Below are 17,571 nucleotides of genomic sequence, written 5' to 3'. Positions count from 1 at the left end.
CGTGGATCAGGGCGATGTCAGCCGGGCCTCGACCGGCTGCGCGTTGACGGTCGCCTGGATCCTGACGAATCCCGCCGCGCCCGCATCCAGCTTGAGCGGCCAGCGTCGCGTGCTGCCCGCGAGCGCGTAGCCGAGCAGGCCGCGCGTGACGTCGTGCACGGTGCCGCGCGCGTCGACGAGCCGAACCGCGGCAATCTGAGCACGGCGTTCGCCGCGGTTGGCGACCGCGAGCCGCGTGCCGGATCCGTCGCGCTCGACGCGCCAGTCGAGGCGCGGCGCTGCCCGGGTGCCTTCGGGCTCGACGAATACGGGCACCGAATAGCGCAGCCGGATCGTGATGCCGTTCTCGACCGGCGTACCGGGCGACGGCAGTTCGTCGATCAATACGCGATAGCTTTCCTCGGCGGCCGGCGCGCCGCGCCCCGTGCGCACGAGCCGGATCAACTGCTCGGCGTTCGCGCCGATCTGCAGCAGCGGCGGCGAGGCGGCGAGCGCATCGGTCGGCGTCATCACGTCGTCGCCGTTTTCCTGCGTCCAGCGATAGGCGCGGACCTGGCCGTAGATCGGCTGTCCGCCCGGATTGCTGAGCGTCATGCTCGCGGCGGCGGCCGACGGCGGCAGCTCGATCGTCACGGGCATGATCTGCAGCGTGGCGGCGGATGCGGCCGCGCACGCCGACGCGACGCACAGCGCGACCAGGGCGCGCGGGAACGATGCCACGGCGCGTCAGAAGTAGACGGTGGCGGTGACGGCGGCCTGATAGGTGTCCGGCTTCGGCGTCGCTTGCGTCGGTACCTGGCCGTACACGTTCAGCAGTTGCACGGAACCGGTGCCGGTGCCGCCGACCGTATCGGTGCCCTGCGTGTTGCCCCAGATCGTCGTGTGGCCCGAGTCCTGGTAGAGCTGGTAGCCGACCGTCGTGCCGGTATTGCCGCTCGTCGTCCCGCCCATCAGCCGGCTGGCGACCGTCGAGCCGCTGACCGAGCCGGCGTCGAGTCCGATGTTGTATGGCGTCGAGTTCGAGCAGGTGACGGAGACCGTGGTCTGCTGGTTGAGTGCCGACGTGAGCACGCCGGACGTGCCGAATGCAAGCGGGTTCGCGGAGATCGCGCAGTTGGCCTGGATCGTGAGCGTGACGTTGAACTGGGCGGTGGCGGTGCCGTTCGAATAGACTGCGGCAACGGTGACGGGCTGCAGCGCGGGCGCGAACGCGAAGGTGGCCGCGAGCATGGCTGAAAGAACACGACGTCGGGAATCGTTCATTATGATTGTCTCCTGCCGTTTAATGGGGTCGCCCGGCCGCGGAGTGCCTGCCGCGTGGTCTGTCGCCGGTCGCCGTTACCGCTCTGTCGTTGGTGCAAGACTACTCCACGGACTCGGTCGCGCGCATTGGAGAAAACGCCGATCCGGAGCGCATTGTCCGCGGTTCCTCGCGGAATGCCATCGGCGCTTTTGACATGGATCAAGCAACAATGCGAATGATCGCTGCGCGGACGGATACCATGGGGGCGCTGCCCGGGCTGGAAGCCGGGTCGAACGGGCGGGCAATTTCGGGGGAATGCATGGCGGATCACGGAGTCGACACGGCGCGCCGCTGGATGCGCGCGCTATCGTGCCTGTTGCTGGCCGCGCTGCTCGGCATGCCGTGGCTGCCGGCCCGCGCGGACACGTGTTCGGTGACGCCGCCGGTGCCGAGCTTCGGCTCGGTCAGCCCGATTACGCAGCAGGCCTATACGACCAACAGCACGATGACCGTGAGCTGCACGTGGGACGCGCTGAGCGTGAACACCGGCGTGCTCGTTTGCGTGAACCTCGGCGGCACGAGCCCGCGCTACCTGAGCAACGGAGCGAACCAGATGCAGTACGACCTGTATCAGGACTCGGGTTACGCGCAGCCCTGGGGCGCCGTCAGCACCGGCACGACGCCGATATCCGTCTCGTTGACGAAGCCGCTGCTCGGCACGTCCGCGAGTACGAACGTGACCATCTACGGCCGCATTGCGTCGAACCAGCCCACCGTGCCGACCGTGAACAATGCCAGCACGGTCTATTCGCAGAGTTTCAGCGGCAACCAGGCCGCTTACAGCTACAGTTTTTCGCTGCTCGGCGTCGTGTCGCCGACGCCGTGCGCGTCGCAATCGACGGCCGGCACGATGACCGTTACGGCCACGGCCACCGTCATCAACAACTGCATCATCAGCGCGACCGGCGTTGCGTTTCCGGCGTCGGGCGTGCTGGCGTCGGCGCTGACCGCGAGCGGCTCGATCAGTGCGCGATGCACGAACGGCGATGCATTCCAGATCGCGTTGAACGGCGGCGCCAGCGGCAGTGTCGCCGCTCGCACGATGCAGCGCACGGGCGGCGGCTCGGTCGCCTATCAGCTCTATCAGGACAGCGGCCACACGCAGCCGTGGGGCGACGGCACCGGCGGCACGACGATGGCGACCGGAACCGGCAGCGGGTTCGCGCAGGCGATCGCGATATACGGCCGCGTACCTGCACAGGCGACACCGGCACCCGGCAACTACAGCGACACCATCACCGCGACGATCAGCTTCTGAGCCGCGTCAATCGCGCACGAGTACGACCAGCTTCAGGTCCTCGCGGTGCGCGGGTTTCAGCGTGATCTGCTGGTACACGAGGCGGCCGTCGGCCGGATGGTCGAATTCGCGCAGGCCGCCTTCGCGCTCGAACACGTCCTGCGACGCCCAGTACTGCGCGAACGCATCGCTGCCGGCCATCAGCGCGTCGATCAGCGCGCGGGTCGGCGCATCGGCGAGGTGGCGGATCGAGTCGGCGCGGAATTCGGCCGCGAGCCGGCGCGCGCGGGTTTCCCAGTCGACGATCAGCGTGCGCGCGGCCGGCGCCATGAACGTGAAGCGCAGCAGGTTGCGGTCGTGCTCGTCGTCGAGCCAGCCCGTGAACAGCGCGGCGGCCGGCGCGTTCCATGCGAGCGCGTTCCATTGCCGGTCGAGCACGTACGCCGGCGTGGCGATCGCGGCGACGGTGGCGGCGAGCGTCGGCGGCAAGTCGCCGGCCGCGACGTCGGGCTCGGCCGGATCGCGCTGTGCGGCCAGTTCGAACAGGTACGCGCGTTCGGCCTTCGACAGCTGCAGCGCGACGGCGATCCGCGCGAGCGCGTCGGCCGATGCCGACACCGGGCGGCCCTGCTCGATCCACGTGTACCAGGTCGGGCTGACGCCGCACAGCTGCGCGACTTCCTCGCGCCGCAGCCCCGGCGTGCGGCGGCGCGGGCCGGGCGGCAGGCCGACGGCCTGCGGCGACAGCCGCTCGCGGTGTGCGCGGATGAATTCGCCGAGCGCGCGGGCGGGCGTCGCATCGAGGGGCGGGGTGGGGGCGGACGACGGCTGGTTCATGCGGAAACGGCTGAAAAGGGGCGCTGAGTGCGCGGCAAGGATCAGGCAGGTGTAACAAATACCAGAATAACTGCTTAACTTGTACTGGTACAAGCGCGGCCCTATTGTAGCGATTCGCGCGCTGACAGGCAGCGAGCACCCCACCCAAGGAAGGAGCGAACGATGAAACACCACGACCAGGTCGCCGACGCATTCGGCACGACGGCCGCCGCCTACCTGACGAGCACGGTCCACGCGACGGGTGCCGATCTGCAGGCGCTGGCCGATGCCGTGCGCGCGACGCCCGAAGCCGCGGTGCTCGATCTCGGCTGCGGCGCCGGCCACGCGAGCTTCGCGGTTGCTCCGCACGTGCGCGACGTGGTCGCGTACGATCTCGCCGCGCCGATGCTCGCGACCGTCGATGCCGCCGCGCGCACGCGCGGGCTCGCGAACATCCGCACGCAGCAGGGCCCGGCCGAGCAACTGCCGTTCGACGCGGGCACCTTCGACTGGGTGATCAGCCGGATGAGCGCGCACCACTGGCACGACGTGCGCGCGGCGCTTGCCGAGGTGCGCCGCGTGCTGAAGCCCGGCGGCCGCGTGCTGATGATCGACATCGCGGGCAACGACCATCCGCTGCTCGACACGTATCTGCAGGCCGCGGAAGTGCTGCGCGATGCGTCGCACGTGCGCGACTACCGAGCCGACGAATGGCTCGCGATGTTCCGCGACGCCGGGTTCGACGCGCACGTGCAGAGCCGCTGGCGCCTGCCGATCGATTTCGCTACGTGGGTCGAGCGGATCCGCACGCCGGCCGACAGCGTCGCGGGCATTCGTGCGCTGTGGGCGCATGCGCCCGACGAGGTGCACGGCTACTACGCGGTGCAGCCGGACGGGTCGTTCGAGCACGACGCGTTGCTGATCGACGCGCAATGAGCGCGACGGACGGCACGGCGGCCGGTGCCGTCGCGCCGTTCGATGAAAAAAGCCGCGATACGCGTGGTCGCGTATCGCGGCTTTCGTTTTGCGGCTTTCGTTTCGCGATGACGGCGCGGCGCGGGGCAGGCCCGCACCGCGCTCGGATCAGCCCGTGTTGCGCAGGCCGGCCGCGATCCCGTTGATGGTCAGGTGAATCCCGCGGCGCAGCCGCGCGTTCGAGTCGCCCGCGCGGTGACGCTTGATCAGCTCGACCTGCAGGTGGTTCAGCGGATCGAGATACGGGAAGCGGTTCTTGATCGAGCGCGCGAGCAGCGGGTTGGTCGCGAGGCGGCCTTCGTGCCCGGTGATTTCCGCGAGCGCCTGCGACGTGCGCTCCCATTCCGCGACGATCCGCTCGAACACGTGCTTGCGCAGCTTGCGGTCGGCGACCAGCTGCGCGTAGCGCGACGCGACCGCGAGATCGGTCTTCGCGAGCACCATGTCCATGTTCGACAGCAGGTTCGCGAAGAACGGCCAGGTCTTGTTCATCTTCCTGAGCAGCGCGACGCGCTTCGTGCGCTCGGCCGCGTCCTGCGCGCCGTCGAGATACGCGCTCACCGCGCTGCCGAAGCCGTACCAGCCCGTCAGCAGCAGCCGGCACTGGCCCCACGAGAAGCCCCACGGAATCGCGCGGAGATCCTCGATCCTGCGGTTCTTCGGATCCTGCAGCTTGCGCGAGGCCGGGCGGCTGCCGATGTTCAGCTCGGCGATCTCGGTGATCGGCGTCGACGAGAAGAAGTAGTCGGTGAAGCCGGGCGTTTCATAGACGAGCGCGCGATACGACGCCATCGCGGCGTCGGACAGCGTCTGCATCGCGGCTTCGAACGCGGGCAGTTGCGCGGGCGCGTTCGATTGCGGCAGCAGCGACGCCTCGAGCGTCGCGGCGACCACCGTCTCGAGGTTGCGCCGGCCGATCTCGGGGTTCGCGAACTTGCTCGCGATCACCTCGCCCTGTTCGGTCAGGCGGATCTGGCCGTTCACGGTGCCCGGCGGCTGCGACAGGATCGCCTGGTAGGTCGGGCCGCCCCCGCGGCCGACCGTGCCGCCGCGGCCGTGGAACAGGCGCAGCGTGATCTTGCGTTCGCGGAACAGGTCGACGAGCGCGAGTTCCGCGCGATACAGCTCCCAGTTCGACGTCAGGAAGCCGCCGTCCTTGTTGCTGTCCGAGTAGCCGAGCATCACTTCCTGTTCGGCGCCCTGGTGCGCGATCAGCGCGTCGATGCCCGGCAGTGCGAAGTATTCGCGCATGATGCGCGCGGCGTCGCGCAGGTCGGGAATCGTCTCGAACAGCGGAATCACCATCAGGCCGTTCTTCGCATGGTGGCCGAGCGTGCCTTCGAGCAGGCCCGTTTCCTTCTGCAGCAGCAGCACCTCGACGAGGTCGCTGACGGTTTCCGTGTGCGAGATGATGTAGTTGCGCACCGCACGCGCGCCGAATTGCGCGCGTACCTCGCGGGCTTTCTCGAACACGCCGAGCTCGCTCTGCGCGAGCGCCGAGTATTCGAGGTACTGCGAGCGCAGCGGGCGGGGATCGGCAAGCGCGGCTAGCAGCACGCGCAGCTTGTCTTCCTCGGCGAGCGCCGCGTAGTCGGCTTCGACGCCGGCGCGCGCGAACAGCTCGGCGACCACGGCTTCGTGGATGTCGGAGCTCTGCCGCAGGTCGATGCTCGCGAGATGGAAGCCGAACACTTCGGCCGCGCGCACGAGCGGCGCAAGGCGCGGTGCGGCGAGCGACGCGCCGTGATGCTCGTCGAGCGAGGCGGTCAGCACCTTCAGGTCGGCGACGAAGGCTTCGGAATCGGCGTACGGCACCGCGCGCACCGGCGGCGCGCCGCGGCCGGCGCTGCGTACCGGCACCGTGCCTTCGCCGAGCCGCACGCGCGCGCTTGCGGCGAGCCGCGTGTAGATGCCGATCAGCGCACGGCGATACGGCTCGTCGACGCGATGCGGCGACTGGTCGGGCGACGCGGCCGCGAGCGCCTTCACCGCGTCGTTCGCGCCGACCAGCAGGTTCGATACCGACAGCTCGGCGCCGAGCTTGTGCACCTGTTCCAGATAGTGTTCGAGGATCACCGCGGACTGGCGGTTGATCGCTTCTTCGAGGGTCGGGGCGGTCACGTTCGGGTTGCCGTCGCGATCGCCGCCGATCCAGCTGCCCATCTGGAAGAACGCCGGCACGCGCGCGGACAGGCCGTGCTCGGCGAGCGCGGCCTCGATGTCGCCGTACAGCGCGGGCAGTTCGTCGAGGAACGTCGCGCGGTAGTACGACAGCGCGTTCTCGATCTCGTCGCCGACCGTCAGGCGCGCGTCGCGCAGCATGCGGGTCTGCCACAGCGCGGTCACGCGCGCGCGCAGCATCGATTCGTTGTACTGGCGCTCGCGCGCGGTCAGTTCCTGGTCGCGCTCGGCGAGCAGCCGCGCGATGTCGTGCTGCGCGTCGAGGATGCTCTTGCGCTGCACTTCGGTCGGGTGCGCGGTCAGCACCGGCACGATCAGCGCATCGTCGAAGAAGCGCTGCAGCAGGCGCTTCGACGCGTTGCCGGTCGTCTTCAGCTGCTCGAGCGCGTATGCGACGGTGCCGGGCTGCGGCGCGGAGCCGGCCAGCGCGTGGATGCGGCGGCGGCGGTTGTGGTGGCGGTCTTCCGCGATGTTCGCGAGGTGCGAGAAATAGCTGAACGCGCGCACGACGCTCACCGTCTGCTCAGGCGTCAGCTTGCGCAGCTTCTTCTCCAGCGTTTGCGCGGCCTCGCTGTCGTCCTCGCGGCGAAACTTCACCGCCGTCTGGCGAATGGTCTCGACGACGTCGAACACGGTGTCGCCTTCCTGTTCGCGCACCACGTCGCCGAGCAGGCGGCCGAGGTAGCGGATGTCCTCGAACAGCGGACCGTCCTTGTCCTCGCGCGTGCGGGCGCCGGGCTTCGCCGCGCCGGCCTTGCGGGCGGCCGGGGCGGCGGATTTGATCGCGCGTTTTGTCTGACGTATCGGGTCTTTCGGTTTCGTTGCCGTTTTCGCACGGCCGTTCGCGGCGGTGGCGATGGTGCCCGTCGGGGCATCGGAGGAGGGCAGGGCAGCATTGCGGCGCGCCGTACGCGCCGATCCGGAAGACTTCACGATGGGTTTCCTTGGGAAAGCTCGAGTCAAAAGGGACTGCGGGGACTGCGGAAACTACGGGAACTGCGGTCAAGCAACCAGCTACGTGCGGCACATCCGCGCATCGGTGTCGCCGCCCGCGCCGAAGCGCGGCGGGCGCAGGCTCCGGGCCCGGGCGGGCCGGGGCGTGCGTGCTACCATTGTTCGATCTTCAATCCCGTCCTTCGATGTTCCAGCAATGAATTCCGAGACTCTTGCGGCACAAGCTCCCGCGACGCTGACGATCGCTTCGCGCGAGAGCCGCCTCGCGATGTGGCAAGCCGAACATGTGCGTGATGCGCTGCGCAAATTATATCCAGCTTGTGACGTGAAAATCCTCGGGATGACGACCCGTGGCGATCAGATTCTCGATCGCACGCTGTCGAAGGTCGGCGGCAAGGGCCTGTTCGTGAAGGAGCTGGAGAATGCGCTCGCCGACGGCCGTGCCGACCTCGCCGTGCATTCGCTGAAGGACGTGCCGATGGCGCTGCCCGACGGTTTCGCGCTGACCGCGATCATGGAGCGCGAGGATCCGCGCGACGCGTTCGTGTCGAACGACTACGCGTCGCTCGACGCGCTGCCGGCCGGCGCCGTCGTCGGCACGTCGAGCCTGCGCCGCGAGGCGATGCTGCGCGCGCGCTATCCGCACCTCGACGTGCTGCCGCTGCGCGGCAACCTCGACACGCGCCTGTCGAAGCTCGATCGCGGCGATTACGCGGCGATCATCCTCGCGGCCGCGGGCCTGAAGCGTCTCGGCCTCGAAGCGCGGATCCGCGCGCTGATCGACGTCGAGGACAGCCCGCCGGCCGCCGGCCAGGGCGCGCTCGGCATCGAAATCGCCGCGCACCGCACGGACGTCGCCGGATGGCTCGCGCCGCTGCACGACCCGCAGACCGCGCTCGCGGTCGAGGCCGAGCGGATGGTGTCGCGCGCGCTCGGCGGCAGCTGCGAGGTGCCGCTTGCCGCGCACGCGGTGTGGCGCGCGGGCGAGCTGTACCTGACGGGCCGCGTGTCGACGACCGACGGCCGGCGCGTGCTGACCGCCGAGGAGTGCGGCGCCGTGATGACCGTCGCCGATGCGCTCGCGCTCGGCCGCGCGGTGTCCGACGAGCTCGAGGCGCAGGGCGCGCTCGACATCGTCAACGCACTGCTCGCCGGCTCGCAGGCCGGCAAGGGCGACGCCTGATGGCGGGCGGCGCGCGCGCGTTCACCGCCGTCCTGACACGCCCGGACGGCCAGTCGGCCGCGCTGGCGGCCCAACTGGCCGAGGCCGGTTGCGACGTGCTCGAATTCCCGCTGATCGACATCGCGCCGGTCGACGATCCGGCGCCGCTCGACGCCGCGTTCGCGGCGCTCGCGGACTACGCGCTCGTGATCTTCGTGTCGCCGAACGCGATCGACCGCGCACTCGCGCAGTACGGCGCGATCTGGCCGAATGCGCTGCCGGTCGGCGTCGTCGGGCCCGGCAGCGTCGCGGCGCTCGAGCGCCACGCCATCGCGGCGCCCGCGCATCGCGTGATCGCGCCGCAGGCGCCCGCCGACGGCGGCGTCCCGCATTACGATTCGGAAAGCCTGTTCGCGAGCATCGAGGCCGCGTTCGGCGGCGCGCAGGCGCTGGCGGGCAAGCGCGTGCTGATCGTGCGCGGCGACGGCGGGCGCGAATGGCTCGCCGAGCGGCTGCGCGAAGCCGGCGCGGACGTCACGCTGGTGGCCGCGTACCGGCGCGTCGTGCCCGAGCCGCGCGTCGGCGCGTGGGAGCGCGTGCATGCGCTGCTCGCCGGCGCGCCGCACGGGTGGCTCGTCACGAGCTCGGAGGGCGTGCGCAACCTGCACGAACTCGCGCGCACGCACCTGAACGACGCCGAGATCGAGGCGCTGAAGCACGCGCCGCTCGTGACGCCGCACCCGCGCATCGAGCAGACCGCGCGCGCACTGGGTTTTGATAGGATTACGCTGACCGGCGCGGGCGATGAGCGCATCGTCCGCGCGTTTCGAACGATGGCCGACGAGGCCGTCCAACCGGCGACAGCCGCACCGGTGACTAAACGCATGACAGATACCAACGATTCCAAAAGCGTCGCTTCCCAGCCGGCCGCTGCTTCCGCACCGCCGTCCCGTCCCGCCTATATGGCGTCCGAACCGCCTGCGCGCCGCGGCGGCAGCGCGGTGCTGTGGTTCGTCGTCGTCGTGCTCGGCTGCGCGGCGGGCGCTGGCGGCTATGCGCTGAACCGCAAGGTCGACCGGCTCGACGATTCGTTCGTCGCACGCCAGAAGGCGCTCGATGCGCAGACGGCCGAGATCCGCATGAAGACCGAGCAGGCGCTCGCGGGCACGCACCAGGTCGACACGCAGCTCGCGCAGCTCGACGGCAAGCTCGCCGACGCGCAGAGCGCGCAGCAGGCGCTGCAGCAGCAATACCAGGACCTGTCGCGCAACCGCGACGCGTGGATGCTCGAGGAAGTCGACCAGATGCTGTCGAGCGCGAGCCAGCAACTGCAGCTCACCGGCAACACGCAGCTCGCGCTGATCGCGCTGCAGAATGCCGACGCGCGCCTCGCGACGTCGCAGAGCGCGCAAGCCGTCACGGTGCGCAAGGCGCTCGCGCAGGACATCGAGAAGCTGAAGGCCGCGCCGTCGGCCGACCTCACGGGCCTCGCGATCAAGCTCGACGACGCGATCGCGAAGATCGACGCGCTGCCGCTGTCGGGCGAGGCGATGGTTCCGCACGCGTCGCCGAAGGCCGCGCCGGCCGAGGCCGCGTCGCCGGTGGCAGCCGACACGCCGCGCTGGAAGGTGTGGTGGCATGACTTCTCGGCCGGGCTCGGCGAGCAGCTGAAGGGCCTCGTGCAGGTGCGCCGGATCGACAATGCCGACGCGATGCTCGCGTCGCCCGACCAGGGCTACTTCGTGCGCGAGAACGTGAAGCTGCGCCTGCTCACCGCGCGGCTGTCGCTGCTCGCGCGCAACGACGGCGCGATGAAGGCCGACCTGCACGCCGCGCAGGCGTCGCTCGGCAAGTATTTCGACCAGGCATCGAAGGACACGCAGACCGTCGAGGATCTGCTCAAGCAGGTCGACGGTGCATCGCTGACGGTTGCGGTGCCGAACCTGAACACGAGCCTGAACGCCGTTCAGCAGTTCAAGAGCCGGGGGTAACGATGACGCTTCGAGGAATCGTCTGGCTCGCGATCCTGTTCGCGATCGCCGCGGCACTCGCCACCGTCGGCCATTTCGACGCGGGGCAGGTGCTGCTCGTCTATCCGCCGTACCGCGTCGACGTGTCGCTGAACCTGTTCGTGATCTCCATCGTCGTGCTGTTCATCGTCGTGTACGCGCTGTTGCGCATCGTGCGCAACATCTGGCGCATGCCGCAGCGGGTCGCCGCGTATCGTGCGCGTTCGCGCAACGAGAAGGCACAAGCGTCGCTGCGCGACGCGATCGCGAACCTGTACGCGGGCCGCTTCTCGCGCGCCGAGAAGGCTGCGCGCGACGCGCTCGCGGTCGATGCGAACCAGGGCGCCGCGAGTCTCGTCGGGGCCACCGCCGCGCACCGGATGCACGAGTACACGCGCCGCGACGACTGGCTGTCGAAGGTCGACGCGCCGGAATGGCAGGACGCACGGCTGCTCGCCGCGGCCGACATGCGCGCGGATGCGCGCGATGCCGACGGCGCGCTCGCCGCGCTGGCCGACCTGCAGGCGGGCGGCAAGCGCATCCATGCGCAGCAGGTCGCGCTGCGCGCGCAGCAGCAGTTGAAGAACTGGGCCGAGGTGCTGAAGCTCGCAAAGGCGCTCGAGAAACGCGAGGCGCTGCATCCGGCCGCGGCCGTGCGGCTGCGCCAGCAGGCGGCGGAGAACCTGCTGCGCGAACGCCGGCACGACCCGGACGCGCTGCTCGAGGTGTGGCAGTCGCTGTCGCCGCTCGAGCGCCAGTCGCCGCGCCTGGCCGATCTCGCGGCCGAGCTGCTGGTGACGCTCGAGCGCCGCACCGAAGCGCGCCGCATCGTCGAGGACGCGCTCGCGCACAACTGGGATGCGCGCCTGCTGCGCCGCTATCCGGACACGGCCGGCGGCGATGCGCTGCCGCTTATCCAGAAGGCCGAAGGCTGGAAGAAGGATCACCCGGACGATGCCGACCTGCTGTTCGCGCTCGGCCGTCTCTGCCAGCAGCAGCAGCTGTGGGGCAAGGCGCAGTCGTTCCTCGAAGCCGCGCTGAAGCAGGCCGACAACGAGGCGCTGAAGGTGCGTGCACACCGTGCGCTCGCACGCCTGTTCGAGCACCTCGGCGAAACCGACAAGGCGGCGAAGCACTACCGCGAAAGCGCGCTCGCGATCACCGTGGTCTGACGCGGCGGCGCTCGCCCGCCGCGCGTAAAAAAGCCCCGAACGCCGGATGGCCTTCGGGGCTTTTCTTATGCGTTCCCGGCTCGCCGGACCGGACCGGACGCGCTACGCGCGGAGCCGGCGCGGCAAGTCGTCCTCGCTCGCGACGAACCGCATCGCGGCGCGCCGCGTCACTTGTCGACGAGCCGCTTCGGCACCGACAGCGCGAGCAGCCCGCCAAGCACGAGGAACCCGGCGAGCATGTACATGCCCGCGTCGTTGGCGCCCGTCGCCTGCTTGAGCCAGCCCATCATGTACGGGCTCAGGAAGCCCGCGAGGTTGCCGATCGAGTTGATCATCGCGATGCCCGCCGCGGCCGCCGCGCCGCCGAGGAACGCGGTCGGCAGGCTCCAGAACAACGGCAGCGTCGTCAGGATGCCCATCGTCGCGAGCGTGAGGCCGAGCATCGCGAGCGCCGTCTGGTGCGCCCAGATCACCGACAGCACGAGCCCGAGCGCGCCGAATGCGGCCGGAATCGCGAGGTGCCAGCGTCGTTCGCGGCGCTTGTCCGCGCTGCGCGCGATCAGGATCATCGCGACCACCGCCGCCGCATACGGAACCGCCGACAGCAGCCCGATCATGAACGTGTCGGTCACGCCGGTCGCCTTGATGATCGTCGGCAGCCAGAAGCCGACGCCGTACAGCCCCATCACGAACGAGAAGTAGATGAGCGCCATCAGCCACACGCGCGGGCTCGCCATCACCGCGCCGAGCGGCAGGTCCTCCTTGGTCGCTTCCTCCGCGTCGACGTTGCGCGTGAGCAGCGCCTTTTCGTCGTCGGTGAGCCATTTGGCCTTCGCGATCCGGTCGTCGAGCGCGAAGAATACCAGCACGCCGGCCAGCACCGACGGGATCCCTTCGAGCAGGAACAGCCATTGCCAGCCGTGCCAGCCGCTCACGCCGTTGAACGCCTTCAGGATGAAGCCGGAGATCGGCCCGCCGATCACCCCGGACAAGGCGACCGCCGTCATGAAGAACGTCGTCATCCGGCCGCGCCGGTGCGCGGGATACCAGTAGGTGAGGTACAGGATCACGCCGGGGAAGAAGCCGGCCTCGGCGACGCCGAGCAGGAAGCGCATCACGTAGAACATCGCGGGCGTCGTGACGAACATCGTCAGGATCGAGATCACGCCCCACGTCGCCATGATGCGCGCGATCCACACGCGCGCGCCGACCTTGTGCAGGATGATGTTGCTCGGCACTTCGAACAGGAAGTAGCCGAAGAAGAAGATCCCGGCGCCGAGCCCGTAGACGGTGTCGCTGAGATTCAGGTCGCTCGCCATCTGCAGCTTCGCGAAGCCGACGTTCACGCGGTCGAGATACGCGACCACGTAGCACAGCAGCAGGAGCGGCGTGAGCCGCCACGACACCTTGCGGTAGGTTGCTTCCTCGAATGCGCCGGACGAGCCCGGCAGCGACTGCGTCGATGTTGCCATGTTGTCTCCTGTCCTTTCTTGTGGTGGCCGGAGCCGGCGCGGCGGCGCCCGATCCGGTGTCGTGCGAAGCAATGACGATGCGTGGATGCGGCGCCGGCCGGCGCTGCCGGCGCGGCGCCATCACGGCCGTGCGGCTAGATGCAGCGCCCGCCGTCGACTTCGAGACAGACGCCGGTGATGAACTCGGCTTCGTCGGATGCGAGGTACAGGGCCGCGTTCGCGATGTCCTGCGGCGTCGAGAAGCGGCCGAGCGGAATCGTCGCGAGGAACCGGCGACGATTCTCCGGCGTGTCCTCGCAGCCCATGAACTCGGTCATCAGGCCCGTCTCGCCGAGCACCGGGTTGATGCAGTTCACGCGGATCCGGTCGGCGCCGAGCTCGGCCGCGAGCGACTTGCTCGCGGTGATCATCGCGCCCTTCGTGCTGTTGTACCAGACGAGGCCCGGGCGCGGCCGCACGCCGGCCGTCGACGCGACGTTCACGAACACGCCGCCGCCCTGCGTGCGGAAATACGGAACGAAGGTCTGCACGCTCCAGAACAGGCTCTTCATGTTGACGGCGTACACGCGGTCGAACTCGGCTTCCGTCACGTCGAGCACCGGCTTGTTGCGATGGGTGGTGCCGGCGTTGTTCACGACGATCTGCACCGAATGGAAATCGTCGAGCGCGGCCTGCAGCAGCGCGCGCCAGTCGGCGTCCTTCGACACGTCGCCCGCGACCGCGATCGCCTTGCCGCCCGCCAGCGCGATCTCGCTCGCGACGCGCTCGGCCGCCGCGCCGTTCAGGTCGTTGACGACGACGTTCGCGCCTTCGCGCGCATAGGTCTTCGCGATGCCTTCGCCGAAGCCCGAACCGCCGCCCGTGACGAGGGCCGTCTTGCCGCTCAACCGCATGGTGTGTCTCCTGTGCTGGATGCGTGCAGGGTGCTGCGGGACACGGCCGGTCCGTTGCCGGCCGCGTTCGTCTGGTTCAGCCGTGCCGGATCGCGATCGTCTTCAGCGTCGTGAAACCGTACAGCGCCTCGAAGCCTTTCTCGCGGCCGTGGCCCGAGTGGCCGACGCCGCCGAACGGCAACTCGACGCCGCCGCCCGCGCCGTAGTTGTTGATGAACACCTGGCCGGCACGCAGGCGGCGCGCGAGACGCAGCTGGCGTGCACCGTCGCGGGTCCAGATGCCCGCGACGAGGCCATACGGCGTGCCGTTCGCGAGCGCGACCGCTTCGTCTTCGTCGACGAAGCGCATCGCGGCGAGCACCGGGCCGAACACTTCCTCCTGCGCGAGCCGGTGCGACGCCGGCACGTCGCGCAGCAGCGCGGGCGCCTGGTAGAAGCCGCTTTCGGGCGCGTCGGCGACGACCTGGCCGTGCCCGGCCATCGGAATGCCGTCGTGCTGCGCGTCGGACAGGAAATCCCACACGCGCTGCTGCTGTTTCGCGTTGATCAGCGGGCCACAGTCGAGATCCGCGCGGCTCGGGCCGACCCGCAGCCCGTTGAACGCGGTGGCGAGCCGTTCGACGAGCGGCTCGTACACCGCGCGCTCGATCAGCACGCGGCTGCCGGCCGAGCAGGTCTGCCCGCCGTTCTGTACGATCGCCGACACGAGCACGGGCAGTGCCGCTTCGAGATCGGCGTCGGCGAACACGATCTGCGGCGACTTGCCGCCGAGCTCGAGCGTGACGGGCACGTGGTTTTCGGCGGCCATCTGCGTGACCAGCTTGCCGGTCGCGGGCGAGCCGGTGAACGAGATGTGATCGATGCCGGGATGGCGCGCGAGTGCCGCGCCCGCTTCATGGCCGTAGCCGGTGACCACGTTCAGCGCACCGGCCGGCAGCCCGGCTTCGGCGGCGAGTTCGGCCACGCGCAGCACCGACAGGCACGCATCCTCGGCCGGTTTCACGACGCATGCGTTGCCGGCCGCGAGCGCCGCGCCGACGCTGCGCCCGAAGATCTGCATCGGGTAGTTCCACGGCACGATGTGGCCGGTGACGCCGTGCGGCTCGCGCACCGTCAGTACCGTGTAGCCGGCCTGATAGGGGAGGGTTTCGCCGTGCAGCTTGTCGGCGGCGCCCGCGTAGAACTCGAAGTAGCGGGCGAGCGCGGCGGCGTCGGCACGCGCCTGCTTCAGCGGCTTGCCGGTGTCGCGTGCCTCGATCGCGGCCAGTTCCTCGAGATGGTCGGCGACGCGCGCGGACAGCCGCATTAGCACCCGGCCGCGCTCTGCGGCGCTCGCCGCGCCCCACGGGCCCGCGAATGCGTCGCGGGCGGCGGCGACCGCGCGTTCGATGTCGGGTGCCGTGCCGCGCGCGATCGTCGCGAACGGCTGGCCGTCGGACGGGTCGACGACCGGAATCGTCTCCAGTTGCGCGGGCAACGTCCATTCGCCTGCGATGAAGTGCTTCGCTTCTTCCATGCGTGCTCCTGTCGACCCGAGTTGGCGCTTTAGCGCCTACTCGGGTCCCATGCTTCGCGGTCGACCTGAGTTGGCGCTTTAGCGCCTACTCGGGTCCCATGCTTCGCGGTCGACCCGGGTTGACGCTTCAGCGCCTACTCGGCTTCCATGCAACATCACCCGGGGTTCGATGGCCGGACATCCGGAACGATTATCGCGCCGATCGTCATCCGGACGCCACCGGTCGATTGGCTATAATGGCGCATTCCCTGCGGGGACGCCCGCGGCGGTGCAACGGCCGCGGCGCCCCTGTCCCGAATTCCATCGACCAACAGAGAGCGCTATGAGCTTCAATCATGTTCCGGCCGGCAAGGACCTGCCGCACGATTTCAACGTGATCATCGAGATCCCCGCGCAAAGCGATCCGGTGAAGTACGAGGCGGACAAGGAGCTGGGTCTCCTCGTCGTCGACCGCTTCATCGGTACCGGCATGCGCTATCCGGTGAACTACGGCTACATCCCGCAGACGCTGTCGGGCGACGGCGATCCGGTCGACGTGCTGGTGATCACGCCGTTCCCGCTGCTGGCCGGCTCGATCGTGCGTTCGCGCGTGCTCGGCATGCTGCAGATGACCGACGAGTCGGGCGTCGACGCGAAGCTCGTCGCCGTGCCGCACGACAAGGTCTGCCCGATGACGGCGAACCTGAAGTCGATCGACGACGTGCCCGAGTACCTGAAGGACCAGATCAAGCACTTCTTCGAGCAATACAAGGCGCTCGAGAAGGGCAAGTGGGTGAAGGTCGAAGGCTGGGCCGGCATCGACGCCGCGCACAAGGAAATCGCCGACGGCGCCGCGAACTACAAGAAGTAAGCCGGCTGGCCGGCCTCGCGGCCGGCTCGTTCGGAACGCAAACCGCGCGTGTCTCCTCAGGAGGCCGCGCGGTTTTGTTTTGTGCGCGGTTTGGCGCCGGTGGTGGTGTTCTTTCGTGTGCGGGTGGGCGCGGGCAGCGCGGCGGTGTTCGGCGAGGTTTTCGTACGCTTCGCTCGTGTTGAGGTGGTTGATCGAGTTGAGCCGCTTGAGCGAATTGCGCCCGTTGCGCCGCGCTCGGTGGTGGCCGGAGCAGCGGCTTCGACGGCTTCGGTTCTGGCCTTTCCGGCCGCCGACGTACCGCGGCGCGCCAGCGATGTCGAGCCGCTGCCGGCGCGTGCCTTCGCGACGGACTTGCCGCCGGCCGCCGGCGCTTTCCGTTTCGGCGTCGAGTTGACGGCAGGCTCGTCCTGCTTTGCCGCCGTGCTGCGCGACGCGGCCTTTTTTGCTTCGGCAGCGTCGCCGTTCGTCGCACGCTTGCTGGCTGGAGCTGCCTTCGTCTTCGCACGAACCTGCGCGCTTTGCCCGGACTTCGAGGTCTTGCCGGACCGCGATGCTTTCCCGTCACTACCGGCCTTCGCGGCTTTCCTGACGGGTCGTTCCGTTTCGACCGCCTGCATCGCGATTTCGGCGGGCTGCGGCGCCTTCTTCATCACTTTCATCCGTCGCCGCGTGCCGGCCTTCAAACCGTCCGCGTCGACTTCCCCGTCGATCGACATCCCGGCCGGCAGCACCGATTCCAGCGTCCGGATTCCGGCCGCCAGTTCGCGCTTCTGCGCGGCGGTCAGCCGCTTCACCCAGTACTCGGCGCGCGACGCGATCGACCGGTCGGGCAGCGGGAACGACGCGAGCACCGCGCGCGGCTTGCGCGAGCGCGTATAGCGCGCGCCCTTGCCGGATGCGTGCTCGTCGAAGCGCGCAGCGACGTCGGTCGTGATGCCGGTGTAGACGCTGTCGTCGGCACACTCGATCAGATACAGAAACCAGGACATGGGGAGGCGGCGGGATGCGAAGCCGTCAGTGTCTCAGAATTG

General features: G+C 69.4%; 14 protein-coding genes and 1 pseudogene. 7 read left to right on the top strand and 8 right to left on the bottom strand.

What is annotated here, in order from left to right:
* Positions 1 to 6 precede the first annotated feature (6 nt).
* Together U5A56_RS09530 and U5A56_RS09525 are read right to left on the bottom strand one after the other, a co-directional pair.
* A complete protein-coding gene (locus U5A56_RS09530; RefSeq protein ID WP_124894215.1) occupies positions 7 to 720 on the bottom strand; it encodes a molecular chaperone in 714 nt (237 codons plus the stop codon).
* Between the two features lie 6 nt (positions 721 to 726).
* Entirely contained in the window at positions 727 to 1,263 is a 537-nt protein-coding gene (locus tag U5A56_RS09525) for a spore coat U domain-containing protein (protein ID WP_321921994.1), read from the bottom strand.
* Between the two features lie 299 nt (positions 1,264 to 1,562).
* Between U5A56_RS09525 and U5A56_RS09520 the strand changes: the two genes are divergently transcribed.
* Positions 1,563 to 2,561, top strand: coding sequence for a spore coat U domain-containing protein (locus tag U5A56_RS09520; protein WP_321921992.1), 999 nt, complete (start codon positions 1,563 to 1,565; stop codon positions 2,559 to 2,561).
* A 6-nt stretch (positions 2,562 to 2,567) separates the two neighbouring features.
* Here the strand turns inward: U5A56_RS09520 and U5A56_RS09515 are convergent, their stop codons facing one another.
* The gene (locus U5A56_RS09515) at positions 2,568 to 3,377 is read right to left on the bottom strand and encodes a helix-turn-helix transcriptional regulator (RefSeq protein ID WP_044847729.1); all 810 of its coding nucleotides are present in this window, start codon (positions 3,375 to 3,377) and stop codon (positions 2,568 to 2,570) included.
* 162 nt (positions 3,378 to 3,539) lie between these two features.
* Here U5A56_RS09515 and U5A56_RS09510 point away from each other — a divergent pair, with 162 nt between their 5' ends.
* The gene (locus U5A56_RS09510; protein ID WP_321921989.1) at positions 3,540 to 4,292 is read left to right on the top strand and encodes a class I SAM-dependent methyltransferase; all 753 of its coding nucleotides are present in this window, start codon (positions 3,540 to 3,542) and stop codon (positions 4,290 to 4,292) included.
* 147 nt (positions 4,293 to 4,439) lie between these two features.
* Here U5A56_RS09510 and ppc read toward each other — a convergent pair whose 3' ends face one another.
* Positions 4,440 to 7,445, bottom strand: coding sequence for a phosphoenolpyruvate carboxylase (gene ppc / locus U5A56_RS09505; RefSeq protein ID WP_124488446.1), 3,006 nt, complete (start codon positions 7,443 to 7,445; stop codon positions 4,440 to 4,442).
* Between the two features lie 217 nt (positions 7,446 to 7,662).
* On the opposite strand from ppc, the gene hemC reads away from it, so the two are divergent.
* Genes hemC through U5A56_RS09490 form a run of 3 tightly spaced genes read left to right on the top strand, consistent with a single transcriptional unit; the run spans position 7,663 to position 11,809 of the window.
* Positions 7,663 to 8,649, top strand: a complete 987-nt coding sequence (gene hemC, locus U5A56_RS09500; RefSeq protein ID WP_044847732.1) for a hydroxymethylbilane synthase — start codon at positions 7,663 to 7,665, stop codon at positions 8,647 to 8,649.
* Positions 8,649 to 10,619, top strand: a complete 1,971-nt coding sequence (gene hemDX, locus U5A56_RS09495; RefSeq protein ID WP_321921986.1) for a fused uroporphyrinogen-III synthase HemD/membrane protein HemX — start codon at positions 8,649 to 8,651, stop codon at positions 10,617 to 10,619. The genes hemC and hemDX overlap by 1 nt, the downstream gene beginning before the upstream one ends.
* Before the next feature lie 2 nt (positions 10,620 to 10,621).
* Positions 10,622 to 11,809, top strand: a complete 1,188-nt coding sequence (locus U5A56_RS09490) for a heme biosynthesis protein HemY (protein WP_044847734.1) — start codon at positions 10,622 to 10,624, stop codon at positions 11,807 to 11,809.
* 167 nt (positions 11,810 to 11,976) lie between these two features.
* On the opposite strand, the gene U5A56_RS09485 is transcribed toward U5A56_RS09490, so the two are convergent.
* The 3 genes from U5A56_RS09485 to U5A56_RS09475 all read right to left on the bottom strand — a co-directional run bounded on the left by U5A56_RS09485 (position 11,977) and on the right by U5A56_RS09475 (position 15,690).
* Positions 11,977 to 13,281 carry an MFS transporter gene (locus U5A56_RS09485; RefSeq protein WP_124488442.1) on the bottom strand — a complete coding sequence of 435 codons (1,305 nt, stop codon included), beginning with the start codon at positions 13,279 to 13,281 and terminating at the stop codon, positions 11,977 to 11,979.
* A 134-nt stretch (positions 13,282 to 13,415) separates the two neighbouring features.
* Entirely contained in the window at positions 13,416 to 14,174 is a 759-nt protein-coding gene (locus tag U5A56_RS09480; protein ID WP_044847736.1) for an SDR family oxidoreductase, read from the bottom strand.
* A gap of 76 nt (positions 14,175 to 14,250) precedes the next feature.
* The gene (locus U5A56_RS09475) at positions 14,251 to 15,690 is read right to left on the bottom strand and encodes an aldehyde dehydrogenase family protein (RefSeq protein ID WP_044847737.1); all 1,440 of its coding nucleotides are present in this window, start codon (positions 15,688 to 15,690) and stop codon (positions 14,251 to 14,253) included.
* Between the two features lie 322 nt (positions 15,691 to 16,012).
* Here U5A56_RS09475 and ppa point away from each other — a divergent pair, with 322 nt between their 5' ends.
* Positions 16,013 to 16,540, top strand: coding sequence for an inorganic diphosphatase (gene ppa, locus U5A56_RS09470; RefSeq protein ID WP_011885693.1), 528 nt, complete (start codon positions 16,013 to 16,015; stop codon positions 16,538 to 16,540).
* Positions 16,541 to 16,588: 48 nt separating this feature from the next.
* Complete coding sequence (locus U5A56_RS37145) at positions 16,589 to 17,419, top strand: hypothetical protein (RefSeq protein WP_415749108.1); 831 nt, start codon at positions 16,589 to 16,591, stop codon at positions 17,417 to 17,419.
* Here the strand turns inward: U5A56_RS37145 and U5A56_RS37140 are convergent.
* Positions 17,368 to 17,529 (bottom strand): annotated as a pseudogene (locus U5A56_RS37140) (GIY-YIG nuclease family protein); the annotation flags it as partial. The gene U5A56_RS37145 and the pseudogene U5A56_RS37140 sit on opposite strands and share 52 nt — an antisense overlap.
* Positions 17,530 to 17,571 lie beyond the last annotated feature (42 nt).

It is taken from the genome of Burkholderia sp. BCC1998, assembly GCF_905339875.1.
GTDB lineage: Bacteria > Pseudomonadota > Gammaproteobacteria > Burkholderiales > Burkholderiaceae > Burkholderia.
The sequence above is the reverse complement of the archived record's forward strand: the minus strand, read 5'-3'. Positions and strand labels throughout refer to the sequence as shown.